The 19,920-nt window shown below is 59.0% G+C and carries 15 protein-coding genes and 1 pseudogene; 4 read left to right on the top strand and 12 right to left on the bottom strand.

Going from position 1 to position 19,920, the window contains the following annotated elements; genetic code table 11:
• Positions 1–744: 744 nt before the first annotated feature.
• On the bottom strand, positions 745–2,139 hold the full coding sequence (locus tag ACJ8J5_RS03480; RefSeq protein WP_025303214.1) for a NarK family nitrate/nitrite MFS transporter: 1,395 nt from the start codon (positions 2,137–2,139) through the stop codon (positions 745–747).
• A gap of 350 nt (positions 2,140–2,489) precedes the next feature.
• Here ACJ8J5_RS03480 and narX point away from each other — a divergent pair.
• A pseudogene (gene narX, locus ACJ8J5_RS03475) lies at positions 2,490–4,273 on the top strand (nitrate/nitrite two-component system sensor histidine kinase NarX).
• Between the two features lie 10 nt (positions 4,274–4,283).
• Entirely contained in the window at positions 4,284–4,934 is a 651-nt protein-coding gene (gene narL, locus ACJ8J5_RS03470; RefSeq protein ID WP_025303216.1) for a two-component system response regulator NarL, read from the top strand.
• Here narL and ACJ8J5_RS03465 read toward each other — a convergent pair.
• The gene (locus ACJ8J5_RS03465; RefSeq protein ID WP_089180477.1) at positions 4,931–6,442 is read right to left on the bottom strand and encodes a YchO/YchP family invasin; all 1,512 of its coding nucleotides are present in this window, start codon (positions 6,440–6,442) and stop codon (positions 4,931–4,933) included. The genes narL and ACJ8J5_RS03465 overlap by 4 nt on opposite strands.
• A gap of 430 nt (positions 6,443–6,872) precedes the next feature.
• Here ACJ8J5_RS03465 and ACJ8J5_RS03460 point away from each other — a divergent pair, with 430 nt between their 5' ends.
• On the top strand, positions 6,873–7,541 hold the full coding sequence (locus tag ACJ8J5_RS03460) for a prepilin peptidase (protein ID WP_127146005.1): 669 nt from the start codon (positions 6,873–6,875) through the stop codon (positions 7,539–7,541).
• Here ACJ8J5_RS03460 and ACJ8J5_RS03455 read toward each other — a convergent pair.
• The 10 genes from ACJ8J5_RS03455 to chaB all read right to left on the bottom strand — a co-directional run bounded on the left by ACJ8J5_RS03455 (position 7,538) and on the right by chaB (position 18,679).
• On the bottom strand, positions 7,538–9,148 hold the full coding sequence (locus ACJ8J5_RS03455; RefSeq protein ID WP_197780448.1) for a hypothetical protein: 1,611 nt from the start codon (positions 9,146–9,148) through the stop codon (positions 7,538–7,540). The genes ACJ8J5_RS03460 and ACJ8J5_RS03455 overlap by 4 nt on opposite strands.
• A 231-nt stretch (positions 9,149–9,379) precedes the next feature.
• Complete coding sequence (locus ACJ8J5_RS03450; protein ID WP_025303220.1) at positions 9,380–10,954, bottom strand: ABC transporter substrate-binding protein; 1,575 nt, start codon at positions 10,952–10,954, stop codon at positions 9,380–9,382.
• A gap of 132 nt (positions 10,955–11,086) precedes the next feature.
• The gene (locus ACJ8J5_RS03445; protein WP_043138574.1) at positions 11,087–11,758 is read right to left on the bottom strand and encodes an ABC transporter ATP-binding protein; all 672 of its coding nucleotides are present in this window, start codon (positions 11,756–11,758) and stop codon (positions 11,087–11,089) included.
• Complete coding sequence (locus ACJ8J5_RS03440) at positions 11,755–12,597, bottom strand: ABC transporter ATP-binding protein (protein WP_025303222.1); 843 nt, start codon at positions 12,595–12,597, stop codon at positions 11,755–11,757. The genes ACJ8J5_RS03445 and ACJ8J5_RS03440 overlap by 4 nt, the downstream gene beginning before the upstream one ends.
• A complete protein-coding gene (locus tag ACJ8J5_RS03435; RefSeq protein WP_016927339.1) occupies positions 12,587–13,456 on the bottom strand; it encodes an ABC transporter permease in 870 nt (289 codons plus the stop codon). Before ACJ8J5_RS03435 ends, ACJ8J5_RS03440 begins: the two co-directional genes overlap by 11 nt.
• Complete coding sequence (locus tag ACJ8J5_RS03430) at positions 13,453–14,508, bottom strand: ABC transporter permease (RefSeq protein WP_049204111.1); 1,056 nt, start codon at positions 14,506–14,508, stop codon at positions 13,453–13,455. The genes ACJ8J5_RS03435 and ACJ8J5_RS03430 overlap by 4 nt, the downstream gene beginning before the upstream one ends.
• Positions 14,508–16,076, bottom strand: coding sequence for an ABC transporter substrate-binding protein (locus tag ACJ8J5_RS03425; protein WP_060447833.1), 1,569 nt, complete (start codon positions 16,074–16,076; stop codon positions 14,508–14,510). Before ACJ8J5_RS03425 ends, ACJ8J5_RS03430 begins: the two co-directional genes overlap by 1 nt.
• Positions 16,077–16,251: 175 nt before the next feature.
• Complete coding sequence (gene cbl, locus ACJ8J5_RS03420; protein ID WP_004934716.1) at positions 16,252–17,205, bottom strand: HTH-type transcriptional regulator Cbl; 954 nt, start codon at positions 17,203–17,205, stop codon at positions 16,252–16,254.
• Between the two features lie 299 nt (positions 17,206–17,504).
• Positions 17,505–18,200, bottom strand: a complete 696-nt coding sequence (locus tag ACJ8J5_RS03415; RefSeq protein WP_414104415.1) for a gamma-glutamylcyclotransferase — start codon at positions 18,198–18,200, stop codon at positions 17,505–17,507.
• Between the two features lie 251 nt (positions 18,201–18,451).
• Positions 18,452–18,679, bottom strand: a complete 228-nt coding sequence (gene chaB / locus ACJ8J5_RS03410) for a putative cation transport regulator ChaB (protein ID WP_025303227.1) — start codon at positions 18,677–18,679, stop codon at positions 18,452–18,454.
• A 130-nt stretch (positions 18,680–18,809) separates the two neighbouring features.
• Between chaB and ACJ8J5_RS03405 the strand changes: the two genes are divergently transcribed.
• Entirely contained in the window at positions 18,810–19,628 is an 819-nt protein-coding gene (locus ACJ8J5_RS03405) for a siderophore-interacting protein (protein ID WP_025303228.1), read from the top strand.
• Positions 19,629–19,920 lie beyond the last annotated feature (292 nt).

Raw genomic sequence — 19,920 nt, 5'->3', positions numbered from 1 at the left:
CACACTTTGTATAGAAATATCAAAAAATGTTCAAGAAATTAAATGTAAACTCAACAGGTTGCATTCATCGGATATTGGCCTTTATAAAAATTTTCTGATTTCATTTTTTACATTAGGCCTTATTAAGGATGTTCCGTTTATCCAAATGACTCTTTTTCCCTGTTGGCAACATGGATTTCCTTCATGACTACCGTAAAGTTCAAATGATCACCTCATTGATTTAAAAAGAAAAAAATAACAACCCTGTTCAGTTGTTAACCGAATGAAATTGTGAAATTTCATTCTTCTCCGTGAGTTCATTGTGTTTTTCCACCTAATCGGATTGTCAGATAGACTACAAAAAGCCGGAAAAAACAGAATGAGAGTTATCTGATTTAACCCTGTCACACATTCCACACGGCGCGTGCAGCATCTAAGACAAAACCCTATTGCTGATTTTATAACAATCGCACTAATTATGCCTTACCCTCCCAGAAATTTCATTTAACCTGCGGGAAAGACATTAATCTTTTAATGTAAGAATACTCTCAACAAAACGAAAAAACCGTGCAAATAATATAATACGCTTGGGAGAAGACATTCCCATATTGAGAGATATAACTATAAAAAAAGAAAAAAACGGCAAGCGGAGATGAGAATTTTACCTAAAGGCAGAAAATTTCACTGAGAGAGCGAGGAGAGATGACTCGGAATGAGCGAAATATCCCTCCCCTGTCGGGAGGGATTGAGAAAATCGTTTGATACTCAGGCCTTTTTCTTGCGGCCATACACCGCCCAAGTGATGACCACACACAAGATATAGAACACCAGGAATACTTTCATTGCCCCCGCCGGGGAACCGGTCAGAGCCAGCGAAGTGCCGAATGCCTGGGGAATGAAGAAGCCGCCTGCGGCACCGATCGCCGAGATAAAACCCAATGCGGCGGCGGAGTCCGTCACCGCTTCACGCTGCGCGCTCTCGTCGCTGCCGCCGGCCGCTTTCACGCGATCGACAGTGATTTTACGGAAAATGACGGCGATCATTTGGAAAGTCGACCCGCTGCCCAGCCCCGCCGTGAGAAACAGCACCATAAAGATACCGTAGAAGGCGATGAACGAACCGCCCTCACCCGCCATCGGCAAGGTCAGGAACAACAGCGCGGCGAACACGGCCATCACTACAAAGTTGATCAACGTCACCCGCACGCCGCCGAAACGGTCAGACAGCGCGCCGCCGACTGGCCGTGCCAGCGCACCGAGGAATGGCCCAAAGAAGGCGTAATGCAGGATCACTACGTCCGGAAATTGCGTCTTCGACAGCATGGCGAAACCGGCGGAGAAACCGATGAAAGAACCAAAGGTCGCGAGGTACAGCAAACTCAGCATCCATAAATGCCCACGCTTGAGCACCGGCAGTTGCTGGCGCAGTGATGCCTTGGCCGCGGCCAGATCGTTCATGCCGAACCAGGCCGCCAGGGTGGCAACCAGCAGGAACGGTACCCAGATCCAGGCGGCGTTTTCCAGCCACAGCTGCCCCCCCTCTGCCTGATTTTGCGCCGTGCCGCCAAACAGGCCAAACAGGCTGAAAGAAATCGCCAGCGGCGCGACCAGTTGCATGACGCTGACGCCCAGATTTCCCAGACCGCCGTTGAGCCCCAACGCACCGCCCTGACGCGCTTTCGGGAAGAAGAAGCTGATATTGGCCATGCTGGAGGCAAAGTTCGCGCCGGCGAAACCGCACAGCAGGGAAATAATGACGAACACGCTGTACGGCGTGCTGCTGTCCTGCACCGCGAACCCCAGCCACAGGCACGGCACCAGCAGGAAGCAGGTGCTGATGGCGGTCCAGCGACGGCCACCAAACAGCGGGATCACGAAGGAATACGGCACGCGTAAAATAGCGCCCGAGACCGACGGCAGCGCGGTCAACAGGAACAGTTGGTCGGTGGTGAAGTTGAAACCGACCTTGTTCAGGTTGACCGCAACGGCGCTGAACAGCATCCAGACGCAGAAGGCCAGCAGCAGGCAGGGAATGGAAATCCACAGGTTGCGGGTGGCGATGCGATGGCCACGCTGCTGCCAAAAGGCGCTGTCTTCAGGACGCCAGTCCTGAATCAGCGCACCGGTTTTCTTTGATGAAGGCGTTGCAAGTTGCGACATAAAAACCTCAGACACGGGGGATCATTCCGCACACCCTAGGGGGCGGCCCCGGCGGCAAAGTTGATGTATATCAACCCGAATGCAAGTAGTTGGCGGCACAAATAGCGCCTTCATCCCCTTAGGGGTACACCTCGAATAAAAATTAAATCGCTTTTAATCAATGCATTAGAAAGCATCACTCCGTCATTTTTACCGCTTCACCGTCCTGCTGGAAACTAATGGGTACTTCATTCGAGGTATGGGGTTATGCTCAGGGATAATCAAAAATACGGCTGAATCGTTACTTATTTACCTCGTCGCCGCCTTCGCCCCTGAGCTTCAGCGGCGCCAAATGCCAGGAACCCGCGCTTATGAAACGCCTGTTGGCCCCGCTTTCGATCGTGAATCAGGTCGCCCTGCTGATGTTGCTGTCGGGCATTCTGGGCGTGGCCGGCATGGGGATTTCCGCCTGGATGTCGCAAAGCATTCAGGGCAACGCGCATGCCATCAACAAAGCCGGCTCGCTGCGTATGCAAAGCTACCGACTGCTGGCGCAGGTACCGCTGGATGAACGGCATGAAACGTTGATCCGCGAACTGGAGCGCGACGAAAACAGCCCCGATCTGCAGCGTTCGGTGGAGCAGGAAGGGTTGACCCAACCGTTCGACGCCTTGCGTGATTACTGGCAACAGACTCTGCAACCTCGCCTGCGCAGCGCGCAGCGCCCGGCCGATGCCGCCCCGCAGGTGGCGCACTTCGTGCAGCTGCTGGACAAGCTGGTCTCGGATATCGACAGGCAAACCGAGCGCCGCCTGCTGATGGTGACGCTGGTGCAGGCCGGCTTCATCGCGCTGACCCTGCTGCTGTTGATCGGCACCACCTGCTACCTGCGGCGCCGGTTGCTGCATCCGTGGCGGCAACTGGTGGAGATGGCCTTGGCGGTAGGCCGCGGCGATTTTAGCCGCCGCTATGCACAACGCGGCCACCAGGATGAAATGGCGTCGCTTGGCGGCGCATTGAACACCATGTCCGACGAGCTGTCGGCGACCTACAGTGGGCTGGAGCAGCGCGTGGCCGAGAAGACCGCCGACCTGCAGCAGAAAAATCAGGTGCTGAGCTTCCTCTACCGCGCCAGCCGCCAGCTGCACGCCAGCGAGCCGTTGTGCAGCCGCCTGACGCCGCTGCTCAACCAACTGCAAACCCTGACGCCGTTGCGCGCCATTCAGGTGCGGCTGTATGAAAACGACAGCCGGGAACCGCTGCTGCAGCTGAGCGGCAACCAACCGCTAAGGCCGGAGCATTGCCATAACCCGGTGTGCAGCGCCTGCCTGAACGACAGCCACCGCCAGCATCCCGACAATCCGTCGCTGAGCTGGAGCCTGAGCGACAAGCTCGGCGACTACGGCGTGATCGTGGCACAGCATGCGCCGCAGCAACCGCTGAACGATGAACATCGCCAACTGATCAATACCCTGGTGGAACAGCTGACCAGCGTGCTGGCCATCGAGCGTCAGGTCGACCACCAACAGCAGCTGATGCTGATGGAGGAGCGGGCGGCGATCGCCCGCGAGCTGCACGACTCCATCGCCCAATCGCTCTCCTGCCTGAAAATGCAGATCGCCTGTCTGCAGATGCAGGGAGAAACGCTCACTTCGGCCAGCCAGGCGCTGGTGCAACAGATGCGTGAAGAGCTGAACGGCGCCTATCGCCAGCTGCGCGAGTTGTTGACCACCTTCCGCCTGCAGCTGACCGAACCGGGCCTGCTGGCGGCGCTGCAATCGACGGTGGCGGAGTTCAATCCCAAGCTGGGCTGACCATCAGCCTCGATTACCAGCTGGGGCCACGCACGGTTCCGGCCTATCAGGCCATTCACCTGCTGCAGATCGCCCGCGAGGCGCTCAGCAACATCCTTAAGCATGCCGCCGCCAGTGAGGTGAGCATTCAGGTCATCAATAAACGGGGCGAAGTGACCCTAAGCGTCTGCGACAACGGACGCGGCCTGCCGGCCGAGACGTCTCGCCCCGACCATTACGGCTTGATCATCATGCGCGATCGCGCCAAGAGCCTGCACGGCCGCTGCGACATTTTACCGCGCAGCGGCGGCGGCACTGAGGTGCGGGTCAGCTTCACGCCAGATAACCACGCAATCGACTAACGGAGACACCATGACGACAGAAACCGCCGCCACCATCTTACTGATCGACGACCACCCGATGCTGCGCAACGGCGTAAAACAGCTGATTGGCATGGACGCTCGTCTGCAGGTCATTGCCGAAGCCAGCAACGGTGAACAAGGGGTCACGCTGGCGGAGCAGCACGATCCGGATCTGATCCTGCTCGACCTGAACATGCCCGGCATCAACGGGCTGGAAACGCTGGATCGTCTGCGCCAAACCGACCTGTCAGGGCGCATCGTGGTGTTCAGCGTGTCCAACCATGAAGATGACGTCGTCAGCGCGCTCAAACGCGGCGCCGACGGCTATCTGTTGAAAGACATGGAGCCGGAGGATCTGCTGAAGGCGCTGCATCAGGCGGCAGCCGGGCAGATGGTACTGAGCGAAGCGCTGACGCCGATCCTCGCCGCCAGCCTGCGGGAAAACCGCCCCAGCGCCGATCGTGATATTCAGCAACTAACGCCGCGGGAACGAGATATCCTGAAGCTGATCGCCCAAGGGCTGCCAAACAAGCTGATCGCCCGTCGCCTGACCATCACTGAAAGCACCGTCAAGGTACACGTCAAACACCTGCTGAAAAAGATGAAGCTAAAATCCCGCGTCGAGGCCGCCGTATGGGTGCTGCAGGGCAAAAACGGTTAATCGCCGCCGTACAGCGGCCCGGTTTGCGCCGGGATCGGCGGTGGCGTCAGGGTTTTGATCGGCGGCAGGCCCGCGTCATCGCCGGCGGTTGCCGTCAGCGGCGGCGCCACTTTCAGCTCTATCCAGTTGGACGTCACGCGCTGCTGTTTATCATCCTCCAGCGTGACCGATAGCCGGTAGCTGTTGGCGGCGTCCGGCGCGTCGTCCCACGGCGGCACGATCGCTGTCCAGCCCTGCGGATCGTTGGCGTTGTGCGGCGGCGTCAGGCTCAGCGCCTGCGTATCCCCCTGCCAACTGACGTGAGTGATGCCGTTCAGCGCCTTGATTTCCAGCACCAGCGGCACGGTTTCCCCCGCTTGCAGGCTCCACGGCGGCGTAGCCAGGAACACCTGCAGCGACTTGCGCTGACGGAACTCCAGCACCGGCACGTTCTTGCGTTCGATAGGATCGTAGCGGCTGCCGCGCAGCGACTTGGCCTGCGCCACATACTCCGGCGAAATCTGCTTCACCAGCGGTACCCCGAGCCGATAGCTCAGCGCCAGTTCGACCTGATCCTGGCTCTGCCCGCCCGCGCCAATCTTATGCAGTGCCTTCATCGTCACCAGCGGCACCGGAGTGTAATTGAGCCCCAGCTGCATCGCGCGCGGATCGTTTTGTTTTTTGCCGCTGCCGAACAGATCGACATTATCGCCCAGATACTGCTCATAACTGAGCGAACCGCCGATCTGGCGATAAAACGGCAGATAACCTTGCGTCGTGATGTCGTAACCGCGCGCCGGACGGCTGAAAAATACCCCATCGCCGGGCTGTTGCGACAACGCCGACAGCGGGTAGTAATAGTTGGTGGAGAAACGCAGATAATCCCCCCAGGCTTCCGCACCGACGCTGCCTCTATTGCGCTGCCGAGCAAAATCGCTGTCGAGCGCCGTGTTGTACCCCAGCAGCCAGTCGCCGGCGATCCAGCGTTGCCCCAGCGCGAAATTGCCAAGCGCCCCGGCGCTTTGCTGCAGCCAGCCGATCTGGCTGTAGGTCAACAATCCATCGACGTCGTACAGCGGGCTGAATAACTGCCCGTTGCTGCCGGTAAAGTCCCCCTCGCCGCTCATCTTCAGCGATAGCCTGGCGGTACCCAACGGCGACAACAGCTCCTGCGCCTGTTGCTGCAGCGCACCGGTCGCCTGGCCCAGCAAATAATCTTCGGCGCGGCTGCGCATCTGTTGACGTGAAACGTTGTTCAACTCTTTTTCGCCGAGTTGCTTGGCCATCTCGGCCCACTGCTTCTCGCGCGCGGCATCGTCGGGCGCACCGCCCAACTCCGGCAAATTCGCGGCCGGGTCCGCGGCGGCCTGTTCAGAAGAGATGACGCTGTCCGGCGCCGGCGGGGATTCGGCGCACGCGGCCGCTGCGCCGGCCAGCCACACCAGTGGCCCGGCCAGCCACGCCGTCTGGCGTCGGCGCCAGAATCGTTTTTTGGTCTTGATAAGTATTGCCTGAATCACGTCTTTCATGACACCGTTGGCCTCCCTCCCTCCTGGAGCATGCCAACCCACTGCTTTGCTGCCGCCTTTCCCACGGCAGATCTGAAAAACATTACGTCCCGGCCTGGCGGGGACGCCTCTCTCTTAAAGCCTAACGACTTGACGAGCAGAAACAATAGGATAAACCCCAATCGCTCTTCAGTGACAGCGTCACTTGCACCATTTACCGATCCATTCCCGCCGCCAAATGAATTCACCGCATTTTAGCGTCGATTTTGCCGATAAAAAGCACAGCACACCACTGCTGAGCGCCACCGCGCAAGGCATTGTATCACTCTGCAATACGTAAAGTGGCGATGCGTACGACTGCGCATTCCTCACAATCCACCGCATTTCACCCCGATGAAATATGCATTTTGCCGTTATTTTAAACATCTGTTTCACGACTGGCGGAGCCTTGATGTTTATTTCCTCACTGTGGCACGCGCTGTTTTTCACCGCGCTGCTGTCGGCGGGTCTGGTCGCCTTCGCGCTCATCACCCGCTTGGAGCGAACGGCGGCCGTGCGCGCCAGCCCGCCGAGATTGCGCCGCCGCAGCCTGCTGCTAACGGCCCTGGGTTTGGCGTTGACGGCGTTGCCCTTCGACCTGCCGGCAGCACACCGGCTGTGGTTACCGCCGGCCGCGGCACTGCTGATCGCCCTGGCCTGGCTAGACGGACGTCACCGGTGGCTGCCGGACCGGCTAACCCAGCCGCTGCTGTGGGGTGGGCTGCTGTGCAATCTTGACGCTCGCTGGGCAACGCTTGACGACGCGGTTCTCGGCGCCGTGGCCGGTTACGGGGCATTGTGGCTGCTCAACGCGCTTTATCGGCAGGTGCGGCGGCGTAACGGCATCGGACAGGGCGATTTCAAACTGTTGGCCGCGCTGGGCGCCTGGCTCGGTTGGACAATATTGCCGCTGCTGGTCTGCCTGGCGGCAATGTTCGGATTAGGCATGGCATTGGCGCGCGGCCGACGCAACCGTCGCGCCTGGCGAACGCCGCAGCCTTTCGGCATCGCCTTGGCGGCCGCCGGCTGGTTGCTGCTCTTGATGGACGCCGGCCAGAACGCGCCGGCGTTATTCGGTTAATTCTTCAGTGTCTCGATCAGCCGATTGAGCAATCCGGCCACTTCCGCCGTGCTGGCCGTTGTCGGATTGGCCAGTGGTTGGATCACCGCGAGTCTGGTCGTGGATAACACCTCATCGCTGCGGATTTCCAACGCATCGGAGGGCGGCGTGCTCAACGAAACGCCGTCCGGCCGCCAGTAGCTGCCGCGTGTAGCCTGCACCTGATAACTGCCAAAGCCGAAATCTTTCTCGACACGGTAATATATTTCACAGCTCAACGGCCCAGTGCGACGCAACATAAAGGCGCCTTTCGCGCTATAGCTGCCTTTATTGACGACAAAGGCGGTCGCCTGCGAGGTCAGATCGAACGTGATATATAAATCGCACGCCAGCACCTTGGTGCTTACGCCCTGTTGAAGAGTAATGCGCGTTGTAGGTTGCCGATCCGGCGCAGTCAGGGTGCCTAAAAAAGTCCACGATGGCTGTTTCGATATATTGCGCGGCAAATGATTGCTGGAGGCGGAAGGGGCAATACCCCGCTCGCCCAGACTGTACATCGCTTCAACCCCGCTTAAAAACGACGTCACATCGACGGTGCTTTTGCCGGCCACCGGGACGCCGCCGTTGTATACGTTACTGAAGGTTACCTCGGTATTGTTGCTGCAGGCAGCGATCGCCACCGGGAAAGGCGTCTTAGAACCGCTGTAAAGAGTCAACTGACCGATATCCCAACGAGATTCGTTGATAAACCGGCACAGCACGCCCCCGCTCTCCACATTCTGCGCGTCCTGGATATTGATATTGCCTATCGTGCCTTGAGCAAAGTTGGTGGACAGCACGCTGACATTGGCGGCGCGCCGCGTGTTGCGGTTCTCGCAACCCAACGAATTGATCGTGCCGTTAAAATCTTTGAAAGAGTAGATATCGCCGATGCAGTCATCCGCAGCCAACGAGCCGATAGTAGAGTAAAACCCTGAAATTCTGAACGCCGTACCCTTGGCGCGAGCGGCGTAGAGGCCGTCTATAAAATTGGTGGTGCCAGACTTGTCCATCCACAGCACCCCATCGCCCGGGCGATTGGCGTTTGCCTCCATCTGCACGTTCACCAACCAGTTGATGAACATGTCGCCCGAGACAAACAGCGAATAACCGCCGACCTTGGTGTAAATGTCGCGAATATCAAACTTCGTCATATTGCGGTCGCTGAACCACACGCCGTGGGTGTCGTCTACGCCGGTATCATCCCGCAACGTCAAGCCGTGCAGCGTCAGATTGGCGAAGCCTTTCACCACGATCACCGCTTTCTTCGTTTCGCCCTGTTCGTTGGTGTAACTGCTGTCTACCGTCTTGACAATTTTGGTCGCCCGCCCCAATCCGACCACCCGTAAACCGATGCCGCCGTAGATGTCCGTTGTCGTCTGAATGAGTACGTGTCCGGCGACCGTATACACCCGCTTCCCCAGGGACAACGTACCGCCGGCTTGCAGCGCCGCCGCCGCCGCTTTGTTGATCGCCGGCCCCCAGTTGCTTCCGTCGCTGTCCTGATAAAACTGTTCCGGCGTAACCACCTCACCGGTGGCAAGCAAGGTTGCTGCGCGCGCTGCTGAAGCCTTTTCGTTATTGTCCATAATCTCTCCTGACGTGATGTGTCCGCATCATTGCGGACGACCGCGGTGAAAGGCGTAAACAACGCCGCCTTTCGAAGCCAATCTATCACCGTCATATGAGCACGCTATGAAATTTCATTTTATTTCACCCTGACACAACATTTCACGATTCGTGGTGGCAACAGCAAGCGATTTCACGCGCTGTCGGCCTATGGCGCGACAGAAAGCTCGGCCAGGCGCACGGCGTTGCCGTCACTTACTGACCCGATCCAGATACAACATGCTGTTGGCGATATCCAGCCGGGCACCTTCGACATTGTCCCGCAATGCCACCAGCGTTTGCCCCTGCAGCGCCACCACATAGGGCGAACTGGCCTGTAATTCCCGTTGCAACGTGACGTAGCGTGCGCTGCGCGCGGCGCTATTCCCTTCCGCAGCCGCGGCACGCGTTTCCGCGCTGATGGCGGGAATGCCCCACTGGGTGCGCCAGGCCAAGGTTTTCGGCCCGCCTGACACGTTGTAAGCAAAGGCACTGGCGTTGGTGTTCGGATCCAGGTAGTCGGCGCCCCAGTAGGTGAAGATCGCCTGAAAATCGCGGCCGCGCATCTTGCCCCACAGATCGCTTTCCACCACCGGATGGATATCCAACCGCAGTCCGGCCTGCGCAAAACTGGCCTGCAGCGCCTGCGCGATGTCGGTATACGGCGGTTGGTTGATGACGATAAGATCGATGCGCGTACCTTCAGCGATGCCGGCATCGCGCAGGATCTGTTTGGCTTTGTCTACGTCGAGCTTAAATGGCCGATCGTCGAGCGCGCCGTCCAATCCCTGCGGCAAGAAGGCCTGATGCACGCGATATTGCCCTTTCAGCAGCTGCTCGGCGATGCTCTGATAATCCACCAGCCAGCGCGCGGCCTGCCACAACGCCGGATTGCCCAGCGCCGGATTGTCTTTGCTGCCGGTGTTGAAACCGAGGTAATAGATCCGGGGCGCATCGGCCTGTTCGATGCGCACGCCCGGCGCGTTGCGCAGCGAGTCGAACTGGTCGGCGCCCAGATCGTAGGCCACGTCGGCATCCCCCTTCAGCAACAGCAAACGGCGGGTGCCGGCGTCGCTGACGTTCTTGAATAGCACCGTTTTCAACCTTGCCGGCGACGGCGCGTAATCGTTGCGGCCAAACAGCAGCGCCTCATGCGGCACATAGTTATTTACCCGATACGGGCCGCCGCCGGCGGAATGGCTGCGCAGCCAGGCGTTACCGTAGTCCCCCTGCTGCGCGTGCTCGTTCAGCAGCTTCTCATCCACGATCGAAGCCACGTTCGCCGTCAGCAGCCGCAGCGCCAGCTCGCTGCCGATGTTGGCGGGCCAAGTGAGTTGCACCTGGTTATCCCCCACCTTCTTCAGCTGCTGCTCAACGTTATCCGGCGTCCAGCCAAACTCACCGAGAATAAACGACGGCGCCTTGTTCAGCTTTACCGCACGCACCAGCGAGAAAATCACGTCTTCAGGCCGCAGCGGATTGCCGGAAGCAAAACGTTGCTGCGGTTTCAGGGTAAAGGTCAGGCTGTGGCCATCGGCGCCCGCCTGCCAACTGCCTGCGGCGTCCGGCGCCAGCTTTTGCGGCGCGGCGCGATCCGGCGCCACCAGGCGCTGATAGAGGTTGACCAGATTGGCCGAGCTGACGGTTTCAAAGCTCTCCGCCGGATCGAGGCTGATAATGCCCTCCAGCGAACTGACCACCACCAAGGTATCCTGCGGGGTGGCGGCCTGCGCACCGAAAGCGGCCGCCAGCGCGCCATACAACAAGGTTGGGATTAACCGTTTCATCGATACACTCTCCACAATCACGCGGTTGCGCTGTTTGACGAGTGTAGAGGGTAAGAATTAGCAGAAGAACGACGATAAATTGCTTTATTTATTACCAAGATGGATATGCCCGCCACGTTGGCGGGCATAGGGTCAAACGATGATGCGGCCGTGCGCCATTGCCACCGAACGATCGCACATGTGGTCAATCACGTCCGCATCGTGGCTGACCAGCACCATAGTCAGATCGCCCGCCTGTTTCAGCTCGTTAAGCAGGTTAAGGATTTCCGCCTGCACTGACATGTCCAGCGCCGAGGTCGGCTCATCCAGCAGCAACAGCTTCGGCCGCAGCAGCAATGCGCGCACGATCGCCACGCGCTGCCGCTGCCCGCCCGACAGCTGATGCGGATAGCGATCCAGCAGGCGCGGATCCAACCCCACCTGGCGAAAGCCCGCGCCGATTTTGCGTTCGATGTCGCTTTCCTGCAGCAGTTTTAGCGGTTCCGACAGCGTACGCAACAGCCGGTGTTTAGGGTGTAGCGAAGCATAGGGATCTTGAAACACCATCTGCACCTCGCGCCGCAGTTCGCCGGTAAATGCCTGCCCCGGTTGTAGCTGCCGCCCGAGCAGTTCAAAACCGCCGCGCCAGCTGTCGTTCAGCCCGGCCAGCACCCACAGCAACGAGGACTTGCCGCAGCCGGAAGGCCCCACCAGGCCGAAACACTCGCCCGGTTCGATGCGCAGGTTAACGTCGTGCACCACGGTGCGCTGTTCATAGCCCTGACGGTGACTGACGCTGAGGTTCTCCAGTGCAATTACGCTCATTTCAACGTCTCCAACAGCGCGCGGTCCAGTACCGGCAGCGGTTTGCCGCGCGTCTCGCGGCTCGGCCGACACGCCCACAGCGTGCGAGTATAAGGGTGCGTGGCCTGCGCCAGCTCTGCTGCCGGCAGTTGATCCAACAGCTCGCCTTTGTACATCACCAGCACCCGCTCGCAGTGGTGCGCCACCTGCTGCAAATCGTGGCTGATCAGGATCAGCCCCATGTTGCGTTGCGCCACCAGATTGTCTATCAGTTGCAGCACCTGATCGCGCATCTGGTGATCCAGCGCCGACGTGGGTTCATCGGCAATCAACAGCTGCGGATCGTTGATCAACGCAATGGCCAGCATCACCCGCTGCCCCATCCCGCCGGAGAGCTGATGCGGATAACGGCCGCACAGCGCCGCCGGATCGGGCAAACCCACCGCCGCCAACATATCCAGCACTTTTTCACGCCGCTCGGCGCGGCTTAGCTTGGCATGCAGCACCAGCGGTTCCTCCACCTGACGGCCGATCGGCTGATTGGGATTCAGCGCATGTTTGGGATCTTGCATCACCATCGCCACCCGGTCGCCGCGCAGGCGGCTCCACTGGCGTTCGCTCAGGCGCGTCAAGTCTTCATCGCCCAACGTCAGGCGCTGCGCCTGCAGCTGCAACGGCGGCGGCAATAGCCCCATCAGCGCACGCGCGGTCAACGATTTGCCGGAGCCGGACTCACCGACCAGCGCCAGTCGCTCCCGCCCCATGCTGAACGAAATATTCTTCACCAGCGCCACCGGCTGCGGCCCCGGCACGCCGATCGCCAAACGTTCAACGGTCAATAAGGTGTTATCAGTGCCCATGACGAGGATCCATTTTGTCGCGCAGGCCATCGCCCAGCAGGTTAAACGCCAGGCTGGCGAACAGGATCGCCCCGCCCGGTGCGGCGGCGACCCACCATTGGTCGAAAATCACTTTACTGCCTTCGGCCACCATCGATCCCCATTCGGCGGTCGGCGGCGCGACGCCCATGCCGAGGAACCCCAGACCGGCGGCGGACAAGATGATGCCGCCCAGACTCAACGCCGCGCGCACCACCGCGCTCGGCAGACATAAAGGCAAAATGTGGCCGACCATCAGCCGCAGCCCGTTGATGCCCTGCATGCGCGCTGCCGCCAGGTAGTCGCTGCGGCGCAGCGCCAGGGTTTCGGCCCGCGCTTGGCGGGCAAAGGCCGGCCAGCTGGTCAATGCCAACGCCAGCGCGCCGTTCATCAGCCCCGGCCCCATGACCGCCACGAACGCCAGCGCGATCACCAGGCTCGGCAACGACAGGAAAATGTCGGTCAGACGCATCAAAATACGCTCTACCCAGCCGCCGAGATAACCGGCGCAAATGCCGACCAGCAGACCAATGGGAATGGTCAACACCAGAATCAACGACACCAGGATCAACGTCGGCCGTGCGCCGTAAATCACGCGGGAGAGCAAGTCGCGGCCGAAGCCGTCGGTGCCCAGCCAATGTGCGGCGGAAGGCGGCAGTAACCGCAGCTCGATATGCTGCAGATTGGGATCGAAAGGCGCCAGCCACGGAGCCAGCAGCGCGGTGACGATCAGGATCGCCACCAGCGCCGCGCCCAGCGTCAGCGTGGTCAGGCGCCGACCGCGGCGGTAACCGACGGCCGGCTCGCTTTGCGGTTCGTGTTCAGAGAGATATTGGCTCATCGGGTTCGCGGATCCACTAAATAGGTCAAGGCGTCAGCCAGCGCATTCAACAGCACGAAACAGGTGCCGATCAGCAGCGTGGCGCCGAGGATCGCCGGCGTGTCGGCGGCAAACAGCGCCGAGGTCAGGTAACGCCCGACGCCGGGCCAGGCGAACACCGTTTCGGTCAATACCGCGCCCTCGAGCAGGCTGGCGTAGGAGAGAGACAGTACGGTGATCAGCGTGCCCAGCACGTTGGGGAACACATGGCGCAGCAGAATGCGCAGGCGGCCGGCGCCCTTGGAGCGCGCCAGCGTCACGTATTCCTTGTTGCATTCTTCCAGCATCGCCGCGCGCAGCAGCCGGGTGATACCCGCCATCGACAGCAGCGCCAGCGCCACCACCGGCAGCCACAGGTGGCTGATGGCGTTGTAGAACATTTCGCGATCGCCGGACAGCCAGCTGTCAATCAACACGAAACCCGTACGCGGCTCCATGCTGTACAAGTAAATGTCATCCAGCCGCCCCGGCCCCGCCGACCAGTGCAGCGTGGCGTAGAACAGCAGTAGCCCGAGCAGGCTCAACCAGAAAATCGGCACCGAATAACCGATCAGCGACAGCAAGCGCGCCGCGTTATCCAGCCAACTGCCCGGTTTGAGCACCGCCAGAAACGCCAGCGTAATGCCGCCGAGAGCGCCGAGGATAATGGCGCAGGTGGCCAGTTCCACCGTCGCCGGGAAGGTACGCAGCAGATCGCTCAACACCGGCTGGGCGGTGATGCGCGAAATGCCCAGATCGCCATGCGCCAGGTGCACCAGATAGCGCCAAAATTGCACCGGCAGAGGCTGATCCAGCCCCAGCTCGTGCCGCACCTGCGCATAGGTGGCTTCGCTGGCGTGATCGCCCGCCACCTGCAGCGCCGGATCGATCGGCGCCAGGTGCGACAGCATGAAGGTGAACAGCAGCAGACCGAGCAGCGTTAACGCCAGCGACAGCGCGCCGCCGAGCAGCCGCCCGCCCCTGCGCCAATACCGCCGGGCCGCCCCGGCGCTGGCGGACAGGTCAGCAGCCATTACTTGCTGACCTTGCTGTAGAACACCATGTCAGGGTTGATGCCCTGCACATAGCCCTTAAGGTTGTCACGCACTGCGATCAGGCTGCGCGCCTGCAGGCCGATGACAAACGGCGAGCTTTGCTGCACCTCTTTCTGCAGTTGCTGGTAGTCGGCCACCCGTTTGGCGGTGTCGTTTTCTGCAGTGGCGGCCAGCGTCAACTTGCTCAGCGCCGGGATCTGCCAGTTGGCTCGCCAGGCCAGCGTCTTGCTGCCGTCCTCCGGGTTGTAGGCAAAGGCGGCCGCGTTGGTGTTAGGATCGAAGTAATCCGGTCCCCAGGAAGTCAGCGTCGCATCGTAGTTAAGCGTTTTCACCTTGGTGGAGACCTGTGAGCTGATGCCCGGTACCAGTTCGACCTTCACGCCGCCCTGAGCAAAACTGGCCTGCAGCGCCTGAGCGATATCCAGGTACGGCGGCTGGTTGTTGACGTCCAGACGGAAACTGACGTTGCTCAGCCCCGCTTTGGCCAGTATTTCTTTGGCTTTCTGTGGATTGAAGCTGTACGGCTGATCCTTGAGCGCGCCCAGATAACCGTCCGGCAGGAATGCCTGATGGCTCTGGAACTGCCCTTTCAGCAGATCGTCGGCGATGCCTTGGTAATCGAACAGCCAGCGCGCCGCCTCCCAAAACGCCGGGTTGCCGAGCGCCGGCGACGCCTTGGCGTTGAACTGCAGGTAATAAAGCGAGGCGTAAGGAATGGCCAACGGTTTGACGCCCGGCTTGCCCTTCAGGGCCGCCATCTGGTCCGCCCCCAGGTTGCGGGCGATATCGGCATCGCCCTGCTCAATCAGCAAACGGCGCGCGGCCGGATCGGGCACGTTTTTGATCAGGATGGTTTTCAACGTCGGCGCCCCTTCCGGCGACCCGGGGTTCGCGTCCAGCACCACCACTTCGTGCGGCACATAGGTGCGAATTTTGTAAGGGCCGCTGCCGGCGGAATGGCTGTTCAACCATTGGTGCCCCAGATCGTCGCCCTGCTGGTGCGCCAGCGCCTCTTTGGCGTCGACAATCGAGGATACCGGCGCCGACAGCAGGCTGAGCACGAAGGCCGGGCTGACGTTTTCATCCCAGCTGATTTTTACCGTATGGTCATCCACCTTGGTCAGGTGTTGATCCACGTTCTTCGCGTTCCAGCCCAGCTGCGTCAGGATAAACGACGGCTCCAGATTCAATTTCACCACCCGTGAAAGCGAAAAGATCACGTCCTCCGGCCGCAGCGGGTTACCGCTGGCGAATTTAGCGTCCGGGCGCAGGCTGAAAGTCAGGCTGCGGTTATCGGCGCCGGCCTGCCAACTGCTGGCCAGAGTCGGCTTGAGATCGATGGGGTTGTGCGGATCGGACTGGATCAAACGTTGATACAGGCTGTTGAACGACTGCACCGTGGTTAACTCAAATCCCTGGGCCGGGTCAAAGCTGACCACGTCATCGATAGACTGTGCGATCACCAACGTGTTGGCCGGCGTCGCCGCCTGTGCGTTAACGCTGGCCGCCACGGCCAAAAACAGCAAAGAAGGAACGAGCGCTTTCATCTGAAACTCTCCAAGCGGATGGAATTTATAATAATTTTTCGAGTGTATGCGAGCGCGATCGGCAGCTGAAGGTACTTAAATCACTATAGATATTCTTTTTATGTATATAGATGGGGTTTTGATTATTAGGCGGGCAATGCAGAATGCGCGGCAGGAATAGCCTGCCGCTTATCGGTTAAATCTGGTAATCAATCACCGCGTCCAGCTGCGACGAGAAGACCTTGTCTTTGATTTCGGTCAGCGACAGCGTCGGGTTGCACAGCTGGATAAAGCGCCAGGCATAGTTGCGCTGCAGCTGGCTGCGTTTCAGGCCCAGCCATACCGTATTGGGTTCAAACAAATGCTCGGCGTTGAGGCTGACCAACCCGCGATCGCGCTCTTTTTCATACGACATGTCCGCCAGCACGCCCACGCCCAATCCCAGTTCAACATAGGTTTTAATCACGTCGGAGTCTTGCGCGCTGAGCGCGATGTCCGGGGTCAGGCCCGCCGATTTGAACGCCGCATCCAGCTTCGCCCGCCCGGTAATGCCCTGCCGGTAAGTGATCAGCGGCAAAGTGCTGAGCATTTCCAGCGTCACCTGCGGCTGACGCGTCAACTCGTGCCCTTCCGGCACCAGAATGGTGTGATGCCAGCGGTAGTATGGGAACGCCGCCAGCGATTCGTCGCTCATCAGCCGTTCGCTGGCAATGCCGATATCGGCTTCTCCGGCGGCCAACATCGAGACGATCTCTTCAGGGCTGCCCTGATTGAGCACCACCCGCACCCGCGGATAAAGCGCGCGAAACTCTTTGATCACCCCCGGCAGACTGTAGCGTGCCTGGGTGTGCGTTGTCGCGATATGCAGTTGCCCTGAGTCGTTGCTGCTGAAGACGTCCGCCAGGCGACGGATGTTATTGGCGTCGTTGAGAATGCGCTCCGCCACCACCAGCAGCTCTTTGCCGGGCTCGGTCATGCCCAGCAGCCGTTTGCCGCGGCGAATGAATATTTCGATGCCCAGCTCTTCTTCCAGTTCGCGAATATGCCGACTGACGCCGGACTGCGAGGTAAATAACGTATTGGCGACCTCGGTCAGGTTGTAGTTGCAGCGCGCCGATTCGCGAATAATTTTTAATTGTTGAAAGTTCATCCCGTCTCCCTGTTTCTTGCGATAACCTCTGTCATATTGATACGGAGTCACGCGGGGCTGAACAAATAAGAAATAGCCTTTAGTTATGCAATTTAATACTAAGTGAATTATTTATCGTTACTTTCGGGGGGTAAAGACAGGAGTAGATGATGAATGGCTTTAAAAATAATGAGATAGATAACCACAACAAAAACATGCCTTCAATAACTGTGCAAATTAAAGTTATTAAATATAGGCATTAGATATAAAAAAGGGCCCAGCATGCTGAGCCCCTCACCGTTCGCATTCCCGCAGCAGCCTCAGGCGGTGGCCTCGCTGCCGATGCCGCCGGTGCGGTTCTGCTGCAGCCATTGCTGTACGCAGCGCACCAGATCGCCGATGCAATCATCCTGCATGCCGTGGTACTTCAACTCGTTATCCAGCGCAAACAGATATTGCGCGTTGGTGCCCAGCGGGCCGCTGGCGCTGGCGATCAATGGCGCGATCACCTGGTAGCTGGTGTCTTCTTCAAACAGCGGATGCTGCGGGTTCATCACGAATACCAACGCAGTAACCTTCTCGCCGCCATCCAACTCCAGCTCGCACCAGGTCGGCACGTAGCAATCGGTCACCATTTCGCGCTTCCAAAGCAGCTCCAATTCTTCACGCAGCTTGCTTTCCGGCAAGCGAAAGGCCAGGCCCGTAGTGTGGCCGCCGGCTTTCAACGCCAGCATGCGCCCCGGCTGATGCAGCGTGCCACGCCCGGCAGTCAAGCGCATACAGAACGCCCGGTGCCAGCCCTGCAGCTTGGCCGGCCGCACTTCTTCCGATTCGAAAACCGGGTTCCACATCAGCGAACCGTAACCGAATATCCATACGGGGCTGTGACCCGGCCGGCGCGATAAGGTGCAATCCAACGAGGCTGCACGCTGTTCAGGCGTCAGCAACAACGACTCCTCAATAGCGCCGAATGCAGTTTTGCAATCCGCTTTTTGCAGAAAATCTCGCGTTAACACTGATATTACCTCCCGGGAATACGATTTCTCGCCTTCCCTCGCCACTGCTGAACCTTTGATGTTTTATTTTCGGCTGCGGATTTTTATTAATTCAATCACCGCGCCTTATAAGAATGACCTTATTCTTTTCCTGACGTGCAATCAAGTTACAAAGCGGCGTTAAAGTGAAAAAGTATTTGTACTGAGCAGCAATAATATTAATTGCCGGGCTCCACATAATGTCTGCGCGATTTTTACTGCGTGATAATTCGTTACTTTTTATGCCAACGTTCGTCATCGCCCTTACGATAGCTTTGCTTGACCGCCGCCCAAGCCACCTTATGCGCCGTCTCTTCACGGCTGTCGTCACCGCGCCGGTCATCGGGATCGCGGTATTGTTGCCAGGCGCTGTTGAACGCTTCTTTATAGATCGCCTGCGCATGTTCCGGCAGCACATGCTTCACATTGTCCGGCAAGTCGTTCGTGCTGTGGTAGGGCATATGGCCTCCCCTTTCAGGATGAGTGAACCTTAAGCCTAGCCCACATGCGGTTTCGTCTCAATTAGCAAACAATTCTCATTATCAAACGACATGTTATACTCACCGCCAAACGAACTATAAGGAGATCCCCGTGACTACCGAAGCCCCTCGCTCACGCGCCCCCTACCTGATCGCCGTCAGCCGCGTACAGGACATTACGCCGCACCTGCGCCGCATTACCTTTACCGCCCCCGATCTGCGTTACTACCCGGCCAATGCCGCCGCTGCACACATCAAAGTCTTTTTGCCGCTCGCCGGCCAGACGCAGCCGGACCTGCCGACGCTGACCGAAAACGGCCCGCGTTGGGCCGCAGATGCCGTACGCCCGATCGTGCGCACCTATTCCATCCGCGCCGTGCGCCCGGAACTGGCGGAAGTGGACATCGAGTTCGCCATTCATGACCATCAGGGCCCGGCGGTCGACTTTGCGCGCCAGGCGAAAGCCGGCGATAAAATCGGCATCAGCAACCCGGGCGGCCCCAAACCGATGCTGCCGGCCGCCGATTTCTACTCCCTGGCGGGCGATCCCTCCTCACTGCCTGCGCTGGCCGCGCTGTTGGAAAACCTGCCGCCGCACAGCGCCGGACGCGCTTTCGTCCGCGTCGACAGCAACGCTGACGTCATTGACCTGAAAAAGCCTGCCGGCGTTGAGGTGAATTGGGTTGTCGGCGGCACAGAGAAAACCGACGAATTGGTCGCTCGGTTCCGCGCGCAGTCCGTGCCGCAGAGCGATACCCACTTCTGGCTCGCCGGTGAAGATCGCCTGGTGGTAGAGCTGCGCCGCTACCTACGCCGTGAACGTCAATGCGATCGTAATCGTCTTTATGCTGTGCCTTACTGGCGTGAGGGGCTAAATGAAGAGGGTTACCACAATAAACGGCATGAAATCATGGATAACATTGACGACTGATCGTCTCATTTTCCTTGATTAACCGAGTACTAAACAAGTAAACATGACTTTTCTCAAATCTAACGTTAAAACTTGACGTTATTGCGTAAAAGTAAGTAAATAAAACCGCACCCCGTGCGGTTTTTTTGCTACCCTGATCACATAAAGCAAGCAATTGCTTTCTCAGATAAAAACAACATCACACCGGCGCCGTGGGTGTATCCTAATATAAAATACCTACTGGAAACGCAGAGTTGCCGTATCACGGCAACCGGCGCTGACGGGCTACGCTGTTTGAGAAGGAGTGCCACCC

It is taken from the genome of Serratia sp. CY43202, assembly GCF_052168755.1.
Classification (GTDB): domain Bacteria; phylum Pseudomonadota; class Gammaproteobacteria; order Enterobacterales; family Enterobacteriaceae; genus Serratia; species Serratia bockelmannii.
Note: the sequence above shows the minus strand (reverse complement) of the source record. Positions and strands in the feature narration are given on the sequence as shown.

Bases quoted from the DNA above. Each gene is read 5' to 3' on its own strand.
- ACJ8J5_RS03455 (WP_197780448.1), bottom strand. From the start codon at position 9,148: ATGGACAATAACGAAAAGGCTTCAGCAGCGCGCGCAGCAACCTTGCTT.
- ACJ8J5_RS03450 (WP_025303220.1), bottom strand. From the start codon at position 10,954: ATGAAACGGTTAATCCCAACCTTGTTGTATGGCGCGCTGGCGGCCGCT.
- narL (WP_025303216.1), top strand. From the start codon at position 4,284: ATGACGACAGAAACCGCCGCCACCATCTTACTGATCGACGACCACCCG.
- ACJ8J5_RS03435 (WP_016927339.1), bottom strand. From the start codon at position 13,456: ATGAGCCAATATCTCTCTGAACACGAACCGCAAAGCGAGCCGGCCGTC.
- ACJ8J5_RS03440 (WP_025303222.1), bottom strand. From the start codon at position 12,597: ATGGGCACTGATAACACCTTATTGACCGTTGAACGTTTGGCGATCGGC.
- cbl (WP_004934716.1), bottom strand. From the start codon at position 17,205: ATGAACTTTCAACAATTAAAAATTATTCGCGAATCGGCGCGCTGCAAC.
- ACJ8J5_RS03445 (WP_043138574.1), bottom strand. From the start codon at position 11,758: ATGAGCGTAATTGCACTGGAGAACCTCAGCGTCAGTCACCGTCAGGGC.
- ACJ8J5_RS03430 (WP_049204111.1), bottom strand. From the start codon at position 14,508: ATGGCTGCTGACCTGTCCGCCAGCGCCGGGGCGGCCCGGCGGTATTGG.
- ACJ8J5_RS03425 (WP_060447833.1), bottom strand. From the start codon at position 16,076: ATGAAAGCGCTCGTTCCTTCTTTGCTGTTTTTGGCCGTGGCGGCCAGC.
- ACJ8J5_RS03460 (WP_127146005.1), top strand. From the start codon at position 6,873: ATGTTTATTTCCTCACTGTGGCACGCGCTGTTTTTCACCGCGCTGCTG.
- ACJ8J5_RS03480 (WP_025303214.1), bottom strand. From the start codon at position 2,139: ATGTCGCAACTTGCAACGCCTTCATCAAAGAAAACCGGTGCGCTGATT.
- chaB (WP_025303227.1), bottom strand. From the start codon at position 18,679: ATGCCCTACCACAGCACGAACGACTTGCCGGACAATGTGAAGCATGTG.
- ACJ8J5_RS03465 (WP_089180477.1), bottom strand. From the start codon at position 6,442: ATGAAAGACGTGATTCAGGCAATACTTATCAAGACCAAAAAACGATTC.